This window comes from Marivirga sp., from assembly GCF_024636815.1.
In the GTDB taxonomy this organism is placed as follows: Bacteria; Bacteroidota; Bacteroidia; order Cytophagales; family Cyclobacteriaceae; genus Marivirga.
The window spans coordinates 1-10,284 of the sequence record NZ_JAGXGF010000108.1 but is presented as its reverse complement, the minus strand read 5'-3'; the positions used below and the strand labels follow the sequence as shown (position 1 = coordinate 10,284).

General features: G+C 35.7%; 9 protein-coding genes and 1 pseudogene. 5 read left to right on the top strand and 5 right to left on the bottom strand.

What is annotated here, in order from left to right; translation table 11 throughout:
* Positions 1 to 548: 548 nt before the first annotated feature.
* From Q0L29_RS08415 to Q0L29_RS08405, 3 genes are all read left to right on the top strand, one after another.
* On the top strand, positions 549 to 1,613 hold the full coding sequence (locus Q0L29_RS08415; RefSeq protein ID WP_296620781.1) for a family 16 glycosylhydrolase: 1,065 nt from the start codon (positions 549 to 551) through the stop codon (positions 1,611 to 1,613).
* 219 nt (positions 1,614 to 1,832) lie between these two features.
* Positions 1,833 to 3,008, top strand: a complete 1,176-nt coding sequence (locus Q0L29_RS08410) for an Ig-like domain-containing protein (protein WP_296620778.1) — start codon at positions 1,833 to 1,835, stop codon at positions 3,006 to 3,008.
* A gap of 176 nt (positions 3,009 to 3,184) precedes the next feature.
* Positions 3,185 to 4,141 carry a fibrobacter succinogenes major paralogous domain-containing protein gene (locus tag Q0L29_RS08405; RefSeq protein WP_296620776.1) on the top strand — a complete coding sequence of 319 codons (957 nt, stop codon included), beginning with the start codon at positions 3,185 to 3,187 and terminating at the stop codon, positions 4,139 to 4,141.
* A 42-nt stretch (positions 4,142 to 4,183) separates the two neighbouring features.
* Here the strand turns inward: Q0L29_RS08405 and Q0L29_RS08400 are convergent, their stop codons facing one another.
* From Q0L29_RS08400 to Q0L29_RS08380, 5 genes are all read right to left on the bottom strand, one after another.
* Positions 4,184 to 4,543, bottom strand: a complete 360-nt coding sequence (locus Q0L29_RS08400; RefSeq protein ID WP_296620775.1) for a cupin domain-containing protein — start codon at positions 4,541 to 4,543, stop codon at positions 4,184 to 4,186.
* 71 nt (positions 4,544 to 4,614) lie between these two features.
* The gene (locus Q0L29_RS08395; RefSeq protein ID WP_296620773.1) at positions 4,615 to 5,568 is read right to left on the bottom strand and encodes a calcium/sodium antiporter; all 954 of its coding nucleotides are present in this window, start codon (positions 5,566 to 5,568) and stop codon (positions 4,615 to 4,617) included.
* A gap of 311 nt (positions 5,569 to 5,879) precedes the next feature.
* Positions 5,880 to 6,368: a hypothetical protein gene (locus tag Q0L29_RS08390; RefSeq protein ID WP_296620772.1), complete on the bottom strand. Its 489-nt coding sequence runs from the start codon at positions 6,366 to 6,368 to the stop codon at positions 5,880 to 5,882.
* Positions 6,369 to 6,687: 319 nt separating this feature from the next.
* Positions 6,688 to 6,993 (bottom strand): hypothetical protein, encoded by a 306-nt coding sequence (locus tag Q0L29_RS08385; RefSeq protein WP_296620770.1) that lies wholly within the window; start codon positions 6,991 to 6,993, stop codon positions 6,688 to 6,690.
* A 70-nt stretch (positions 6,994 to 7,063) separates the two neighbouring features.
* On the bottom strand, positions 7,064 to 7,747 hold the full coding sequence (locus Q0L29_RS08380; protein WP_296620769.1) for a hypothetical protein: 684 nt from the start codon (positions 7,745 to 7,747) through the stop codon (positions 7,064 to 7,066).
* Positions 7,748 to 8,299: 552 nt separating this feature from the next.
* Here Q0L29_RS08380 and Q0L29_RS08375 point away from each other — a divergent pair.
* On the top strand, positions 8,300 to 9,667 hold the full coding sequence (locus Q0L29_RS08375) for a hypothetical protein (protein ID WP_296620767.1): 1,368 nt from the start codon (positions 8,300 to 8,302) through the stop codon (positions 9,665 to 9,667).
* A 433-nt stretch (positions 9,668 to 10,100) separates the two neighbouring features.
* Positions 10,101 to 10,284, top strand: a pseudogene (locus tag Q0L29_RS08370) (hypothetical protein); the annotation flags it as partial.

Here is a 10,284-nt window from a genome sequence, read left to right as displayed (position 1 = left end):
TTTCCTATCCCACCTCTAAACAGCGATTTTCTTCCTAAAAATTCCTTACAATAGCCCGCTATTGCTTCAGAATTTTTAGTTGAAACTCACTATTTACAGGCGTTCTGAATCCTAAATTAGAATCGAACTCAGGTTATTAGGAATTGAGAGTAGTTAATCAAGAAGAGGATTAGAGAAATTTTCTTGATTCCTAAATCTTCACTTTTAATTTTACACCAAAGCCTTCGGAAGAAATTCCGGAGGCTTTTTTGTTGTGACAAATCGATACTTCATTTAATTGCTTATAAAAATATTCCAATATCAAAAATAAATTTACCAACACATTTCCCTACCGTTAGCGCTAAACCAAAATAGCATTTTAATAAGATCGTATTATTTTCATTATACAGGCTATTTCTTACACAGCTTACAAAAAGAGTTAAACTGTATGATTTATGATGTGTAGACAAACCCAGCTTGATGTAGTATTGATGTAGTTGAAATATTGAAAATTGAATTTATTACAGATAAGTTGATGATTCAATTTTTTTTTAACTAAAACTATAACTATGGAACGTTTATTACAATCACTCACTTTATGTTGCTGCATTATAATATGCAGCTTTCAATTACAAGCGCAAAACCCCACCCTGGTATGGTCGGATGAGTTTGATGGAAGCTCACTTGACCTCACTAAATGGGAACCCCAAATTGGCGATGGCTGCGCAGAAGGCATTTGCGGTTGGGGAAATAATGAATTACAGTATTACCAGGCAGAAAATGCTGAAGTCAATAATGGCATGTTAAGTATTATTGCCAAAAAAGAAAGAGTGAAATCTAAAGCTTATACATCCGCAAGAATTAGAACAAAAAATCTTGCTGACTTTAGCTATGGAAGATTTGAAGCAAGGATGAAACTTCCTGCCGGTGCCGGATTATGGCCTGCATTTTGGATGCTATCAACAGACGAACCCAATGGTGGCTGGCCTATGGATGGCGAAATAGATATAATGGAATTCACCTCTTCAAAGCCTGACCACGTTTACGGCACTATCCATTACGGTGACCCTTATCCAGATAATCAATTTCAAGGAAATAATTTCTATTTGTATGATGGTAGCTTATTTACGGATGATTTCCATGAATTTGCTATTGAATGGGAACCAGGTGAAATCAGATGGTATGTAGATGACATTCTTTATTCAGTAAAAACTGCAGAAGATGTTGCACCTTATAGTTGGCCTTTTGACAATAACAGGTTTCATTTCCTTCTTAACACAGCAGTTGGCGGTACTTTAGGTGGTGAAGTGGATGATAGTATTTTCCCTTCTGCTATGATGGTAGATTACGTTCGCGTATATGACGGAAACAAGCCCAGTATCCGGGGAGAGAGAGTAGTGGCCAATCAAGCAACAAATGCTGTTTATAATGTAGATAAATTGTCTGCCGGATCAAATGTTCAATGGGCAGTTCCTGCTGATGCTACTATTGTTTCTGGTCAAGGGACGAGTGAATTAACAGTCAATTTTGGTAGCACAAGTGGTAATGTAAGTGCGACTTTTGATGTAGGGAATGGAAATGAGTCTATTTCAATTGATGTAGTAGTAGAGCCATCCTACAGCAAGGATTTTTAATTTGAAAATTTTGATGAAGTAGGATCTGCTACTTTCTTCTCAAGTGATGGTACGCTTACAGAAGTCCAAAACCCAGCTCCTAATACCGTAAATGGTAGTGCTCTAAGCGGTCAATATGTTAGAGATTCTCAAACGCAATATGATGTATTATTTTATGAAACTTCAGCCATTAGCAATGCTGATCAATATGCTGGAGTATCATCAGCTAAAAAATTCTATATGGATGTTTATACTAATGCGCCTATAGGAACTGAAATCATATTACAGTTGGAAACCTCTCTTGCTACGGCCACCAATTATCCGGAAGGGCGACACAGCAGATATGTGGGAACAATAACTGAAAATTCTAATTGGCAAAGAATTGCTTTTTCTTTATTAGACCGTCCTGATGGTGGAGCAAGTCCAACCATAGCAAAAATGGCGATTCTATTTAACTCTAATACTTTTACAGGCGACACATATTATTTTGATAATCTGGATAGCTATTTAGCAGATACAGGCGGTGTGGAACCGGTTAATGAGGCTCCAAGTGTGAGCATTACGAATCCTGCTAATGGATCAAGTTTCACAACAGGAAGTGAGATATCAATAGAGGCCGGTGCTGCTGACAGTGATGGCACCATTGCTCAGGTTGAATTTTTTGTTAATGGTGGATCAATTGGAATAGATACAGCTGAGCCTTATGCTGCAAACTGGAGCGTAGCAGAAGGAACACAAACCATTACAGCATCTGCAACTGATAATGAAGGTGCAATTAGCACTTCAGTAGAAATATCCATTAGTGGGACTTCAGGTAGTGGTACAGCTACTACAATTTATGTAAGTGATCTAATTACCGGAACTGGAAATGCAGGCGGTGGAAGTAAGTACGGAACTGCAACTGTTACTATTTCAGACAACTTAGGTAATCCCGTTTCAGGTGCTCTTGTATCGGGAACTTTTTCAGGTACATTTAATGAATCTGTAAGCAGTACTACCGGTTCTGATGGAACAGTTTTGTTTCAAACATCAACAACAGCCAGAGGCGGAGTTACTGTTAACTTTTGTGTTAATAATGTCGAAGGCAATTTAACTTACGACCCAAGCTTAAACTCAGGCTCTTTTGATTGCGCAAGTGGTCAAAGAACAACTGATGTTATTCTATCAAATAATGAAGAACAATCAAACGAGTTATCAATGGTAATCTACCCTAACCCTGCAAAGGATCAATTGTGGATTAATGCAAATGGATTTAGTGGTGATGCAGAAATTAGCATATTAGATATTAATGGAAGAGTTTTAATTGAAACCAGAGATATTACAAATCCTATTGATGTTTCCAATTTAGATAAAGGTCTATACTTTATTCAGATAAATGATCAACAGCATAAGCTTAGACAAAAATTCTTAAAATAGTAATTATTTAAAGCAATAGAAAAGGCGAATTCTTTTAGGGTTCGTCTTTTCTTATCTAAAATATTTTAATTTATCTATTATCATTAAAAAAAGTGTAGCTTTACTATAATAATTAAAATAGATTCGATTAGGATGTATATAATGCTTCTTATTTAATCACTTAAGCATGAAAACCTATGACTAATCTAATCAAAAACTTCCTCGGATTATCTACCATTTTTCTTTTATTTTCCGGATGTAGTAATGAGTTTGAAAAAATCAATCCTGAACTTACTTGGGAAACTCCTAATGATATTGGGGTGGGCGTTCCTTTAAGCGAAAACCAACTTAATGCTACTGCTGATGTAGATGGAACTTATATATATACACCAGATTTTGGAACTGTCCTTGAAGAAGGTAATAACCAGGAATTAAATGTTGCATTTACTCCTAAATACCCATCGGCATTTAATAATGCCAATCTCACGGTTTCCATTAATGTAGTGAATAAGGGCACATCTGATGCAGTATTTAATGAATCATTATCTTACGAAACGATGGTTGATATTGATGGTAATGCATACAAAACAATTACCATAGGCAATCAAACCTGGATGGCTGAAAACCTGCGAACTACCCATTACCGAAATGGGGATCCTATTACCAATATCACTAGCAATTCCCAATGGGTAAACCTAGGGACTGAAGCTTATTCAAGCTATAATAATTCAGAAGAATTAAATGACTTAGCAACTTATGGGCTTTTATATAATTGGTTTGCAGTTTCTGATCTTCGAAATTTGGCGCCAGAAGGTTGGCGAGTAGCCACCCAAGCTGATTGGGATGCTTTAATCTCCGAACTAGGTGGAGTTAATGTAGCGGGTGCCAAATTAAAAGAAGCTGGTAACACCCATTGGAATCCATCAACCTCCGGAAATAATAGCAGCGGATTTACCGCCTTGCCTTCCGGAAGAAGACAATATACCGATGGCACTTTTATAAATATGGGGTTTAATGGCTTTTGGTGGGCCAATACTGCCAATGGAGCAGACTTTTCTTTTTATTACCAACTTAATTTTGATTCAAATACCATCATTGCTGCCAATTTTTTAAGAAGTGCTGGTTACTCAGTGCGATGCGTGAAAGAGGAATAAAAAAGGTTATTCTAGAATAGACTGGAAATGAAATGGTTCTTCCTATAAGTAATCCAAATCTTTTTTGGTCATTTCACTTTCAGTATCTCCCGTATTTAAAGTTGAAGCAGGTTCAAAAAGCATCACCCAAACTTCCTCCTCAGCCACGGGTTTATGCTCCACTCCTTTCGGTACTATTAAAAATTCGTTCTCATTCACGACTACTGTTCTGTCGCGATACTCCATTTTAAAACTGCCTTTTACCACAAAGAAAAGCTCGTCTTCTTTTTCATGTTTGTGCCAAACAAACTCACCCTTAAGCTTGGCTAGTTTTACGTGTTGCCCATTCAGTTCACCCACAATTTTGGGTGACCAATGCTCTGAAAACAATGAGAATTTCTGATTAAGATTTACTTTTTCCATTTACTTTAAATTTTATTTCAAAGTTTAAATATGTGAATTTTTGTATTGGCATATGGAATAGAACTGAGTTTTTATATTTCCTTCATTACTAAAAACACCGTATAAGAAAGATAAAATGCTAAGAGAAGACCGGCTTCCCAGCGATCCAACTTTTTTCTTTTTCCAGTAACCATTGCTATCAACAAAAACACTGTTCCTCCAATCAAAATATATAAGTCTAAATTAAATTTAGGGTTATATTCAATCGGTTTAATGATGCTGCTTATTGATAAAATCAATAGGATATTAAAAATATTTGACCCCACGACATTTCCTATGGCTATATCACTGTTCTTTTTTGTAGCTGCAACAATTGAAGTCACTAATTCCGGCAATGAGGTTCCAGCCGCAACAATAGTTAGACCTATTATTTTTTCACTGACGCCTAAACTATTTGCAACATTTACCGCATTAGTAACCACTAGCTGTCCTCCAATTATCAATCCTGATAATCCAATTGCAATTAGTCCCCAAATTTTAGGTGTTGATTTTGGTACAATATCTGATTGAATATTCGGATCACTCTTCATTTGTGTGAATACATAATACAGAAATAGAAGGAACAATAATAGCATAATGATACCTTCCACTCTGCTTAAACTGCTGGGCTCAGAAAAGCTAAAATCATTTATCAGAAACAACATTAAAACAGCTACAAAAAAGGAAATCGGGATTTCTTTCCATGCCGTGGAAGATTGAACCTTAATGGGTAATATTAAACCGGCTATACCCAATATGATAAACAAATTGAAATTATTACTTCCTACAATATTTCCAAGCACTATATCAGAATAGCCATTAACCGACCCAACAATATTGACTACCAACTCGGGAGCTGAAGTTCCAAAAGCAACTATAGTTAAGCCAATGGCTAAATCCGATACATTATATTTTTTCGCTAAAGACGATGCTCCATCCACAAGCCAATTTGCCCCAAAAACCAAGCAGGCAAATCCTACCAAAACCAACAAAGTTTGAATTACCATATTGTCAAAAATTTAAGCTAAATGTAAGGGGTTCAGTATAATTACTAAAAGGCACATGTTTAGTTATAATGAGAACTAGCATATATTTAAACCTTCAAAGCAATATAGTATAAAATATTTTCCTGCCCCGTTCAAGATAATTTAATAAACTGCTATTTTTTTTTAGAAAACCATCATTGAAGCATTTCTTTAAAAAAGAAATGAAACAGATGTAATTTATTACTAAAATTTCAGAAAGTACTAGTGCTTTTTTCAATCTAATTCAGCATAAATTCAATATATTGTTTATTAGCTTAAGCAATTTTTCTAACCTATTTTATTTGAATTGAAGAAAATATTTTTTGTCTAACACTATCAGAAGGAGCTTCATTTTCAATGAATTGAATAGAATAAATTTTTCTATCGATCACGAAAAAATAAATTTGTATTATATTTTCTTTATTGCCTTTTAAAAGCACACTCCTAACTTTTCCAGAATCAATTTGGAGCTCACTAGTATTCTCAGTTTTGTTAATTTTCCCACTAAACTCCATTCCCTTTATATATCCATTACTATAGTATTTTAAGAAATCTATCTTACCGTCATTATATTCAATGCTATCCGGTAAAGTAAAACGCTCTATAGATAGATTTCCAGAAGCAGTTATTGCAGAAATCTCTATGTTTTCACCAGAAGTTACTCTATTCGTCTCTCCTGGTTTAGAAATGCTTACCTTCTCATCTATGTTTATTTTTTTCCAGGTCTGCGAAAATGCTGGATGGATAGTAATTGCTAAAAGTAAAAATAGAATAGTTTTCATATTATTTTATGGTTGTATTTTTTGCTCTTTCCCTTCTCCTAAGAACCCTATCGTATCTTCATCTATAAACCTTACTTTAAATTGTTTCTAGCTCGATAATCTATGTAGAGCAAAGCGTTCTTTTGCTATCTTTTTTCTGTCAAGAGAAATCAAAACTTGGATAACCTCCTTATTTCACTTACCCATACGTTATCTGGTGAGGCAAATATTGGACATATTTATTTTTATTTAACTTAGTTAGCCTTCCTATTAGATTGCCATTTTCTTTCTTGATTTCTATTTTCATCCCGTCAAACGTTCCATGTGCTGGCAAAGGTATTTATTTATCTCTATTCCAATCTACCCTAATAATTTTTGGAAAATATATGTCCTCATTATTCATTAACCTCCCAAAATTCCCATTGTTAATATTATAAGTTACAAAAAGTCCATCAGACTTAAATTCAGGGTGTGCATTTGCGGTGTAAACAAATTCATTGTCATCTTTTAAAGTTGAGGTATAGAATATTATTGGTTCAGACCATGGCCCATAAAGGTGGTCGGCAAGTCTGTATCCTATTGAAGCTTGTCCAAACCCATAAGTCTGTATCTGAATAAATTTTTTAAGTTCTTGATCATAGTGCACAGAAAATTCAGTTTGACTAATAAATAAAGAAGACGATTTGGGTTCCTCATAAACATTATCTGACCACGTATTATTTGTATACCATTCGATATTTGACAGGTCTCCGTTTATTAATAAATCGAAGTAAATAGGTCTCATGTGTCGAAGGCTCTTTTACTCCAAAAGCATAGACGTAGTTTTCATCTTGTAAGACTGCTGAAGAACCAACTATAACCCCAAAAGTATCTGACCCTTTAATATACCTCGTATTCCAATCAAGAGGATTTTCGAATGGATTATCTATTAAGGCTACATACCATCCTATTGCTTCAAATCCAATACCTGTTTTTATGCTCTTTTCCTCAAATAAGAATATGATAAGCTTATCATTTACTAGAATTCCATGTCCAGTCCAGAACCATGTCTTAGCCCGTAGCTCAAAGAATGATTTAGGTTTTCTTTGTTTTCCTCTATAGTAAAAAGAAATTTTTCCTTTATCCAAAGAATAGCCTTCTTGAATAGCAATACTATTGTTGATCATTTTTGAATTACTTCTTTTGCCTGTACCTTGAGGATCAATAAACGTATCACTAAAAAGCCATAAGATTTTCCCATTCTCTAAATCAATCGAAGCTGCACCGTCCGCGCCTCTCCAATAGTTATCTTTTCTAAAAATAGAATTGTCTATCTCCTCTACAGCTGTTATCTCTGCCTGAGCTATTAAAAACCCAGGCATTGTAAAAAGTATAATTAGTGCAAATAGTATCTCTTTCATGTTTTTAATGGTGGCCAACGCCTGTATAAAACCCGTTTGTTATACTAGGCTATGAAATACTGAAATTAGTAATTTATGCTTTCTCCGCAAACTGATACACTTCTTTAATTGCAAAAGCTTAGAATAATTAGACTCCAGAGTTTGCCAAATCATTATCCTTGGATGCCAGCTATGAAAAGCAAGCATAAATTACGGGCGATTTAGCAGATATTTGTCTACAGGGTGGTGAGCAAATGGGTTTTATGCTATGTAGCAACATTCTTTACTTTACTTTACTTCCTATGTGATTTTAGCACTTTTATTTTATTTTAAAAAGTATCCTATGTTGGAATAATCAGGATCTTTTAATTTCCACTTCTCTTCACCTGCCAAACGGAAGTCGCTATTGCTTATATTCATTGTTGCCAAAGGACCGACAATCATTTCCTTTGGTTTTTCATGTAAAATGTATGCTTATTTTAAACAATAATAGTAAAAGGCAATTTTAAGATTGATAACTTGCACCTAAGCTTAATCGTAAGGATGCGATCAACGAGAATTAACCCTAATTAAATGAGAATAATACCACTTTTATTGATTCTTACATTTTTTTCCTTTAACCCTCCTGCAATTAGTCAAACATTAATTGATAATTACAACCCTCCCAAAAAACTCCGGGTGTTTATCGATGGCTGTGAACGGTGGGATGGGGGCTGTGATATGGATTTTATCAGAACGGAAATTACGGCCGTTGACTTCTACAGGGATAATGAAAAAGCTGATGTCTTTTTGCTCATTAACAATAACAGATCTGGTGGCGGTGGAAGACAATATCAACTGATTTTTATTGGTCAACAAAACATTCATGCGGGAAAAGCAGACACCCTCTATGTAAACAACAAACAGACGGACACCGACTTTGAGGTGCGAGAAAAACTTACCCGCTTTATCAAATTAGGTTTGGCATCGTTTGTTGCGAAGACCCAAGCAGGAGAAGTGGTTAATATAAACATGAATACTGACCTTAGTGTTCTGGAAGATACTGCACAGGAAAGCGTTGATCCCTGGAATTACTGGGTTTTTAATGTTGGTAGTGATGCGAACATTGAATTAGAGGAATTGAGTAGGCAAATTAATTTGGGTGGAGACATTAATATTAACCGTATCACGGATGAATGGAAAATCTCCATATCTGGGGGAGTAAATGAAAGGCTAAGAACAACGATTCAGAGGGTACCAAGAGTTGATTCAAATGGCGATCCGGTTCTTGATGCCAACGGTAACCAGATCATCGATGAAATTGAGAACAATTTTGATGTATCAGAATTTGGATTTGGTCACCAGCTGGTAAAGTCTATTTCACCCAATTGGTCTTATGGATATGATTTGGCAGGTATTCAGAACACTCGCCTTAATTATAGGTTTCAAGTCAGCTTCAGACCAGCTGTAGAGTACAATTTTTTTCCGGAATCAGAGCAGAATTCTAGGTTTCTGAGAGTGAACTATGGGATTGAAGTCAGGAACAATAGATATGTACAGGAAACGATTTACGGTGCAGTTGAAGAAACTAGGGCCCTCCAAAGTCTGAGAGCCAGTCTGGGACTAAATCAACCATGGGGTAACCTGCAAGTTGGATATCGTCTAAGAAATTATCTAGATGATTTTAACTTTTGGTCCACAGGTTTGGATATTCGTGCAGATGTCCGTGTTACCGGGAATTTTTCTTTTTATGTAAGGGCAGAAGGCAACTACGTAAAGGACCAGATTTACCTGGCAGCAGGAGGTTTCACCGAACAGGATATTTTGAGCGGGAGAGTAACCCTACCCTCAGCTTATACCATCGATACCCGATTTGGGTTTAATTACCGGTTTGGTTCTAATCTCAATAACTTCGTGAATCAACGATTTTTTGGACGGGCCAATTTCGTTGGGAATGATTAATATATCATTTTGGGCATTAAACTAACTGAAATGCTACACGAATTATGATTTGAAAATATTCATTTCGAATTGGGGATCAGTTTACAATGCAGTGCTTTTACCAGGTCAATGTTTCTATCAATGGGAAAGATAAAGAAGTCTCCATTAATCCTATCTGGAATAGCTTATCTTTATTAATTTTAAATTGTTTCTAACGCTATGGCTAAAAAACTTTGGCGGATTAAAAGCCCTCATTTGCAACCTCAAATAAAGGTACCAAAAAGCGAGAATATTCCAATTAAATGCAATTACGCCATTGTTTTTAGCTAGTGTTGAACCGAACACCTACGGTGGAGGACCCAACCGATGGTAAATTACTAAATTAGCGGAACAAATAACTAAATATTCCAATTATGAAAGATTTTAAAAAAGTCAGGAACTAGCTAAAGTTCAATTGAACCCTAAAGCCGAGGGGTTGCTTTTAAAAGCGGCCGCATTTTTATCGGCCAAGAACTATTCCCCCCGAACGGTACGCAACTATACCTCCGAGATGCGGTATATATTCTCGTATTACAACCAAAAAGACCCCGAACAGATTACGCGCCTCAACCATATCAGGGAAACGATGGGCCTGGAGT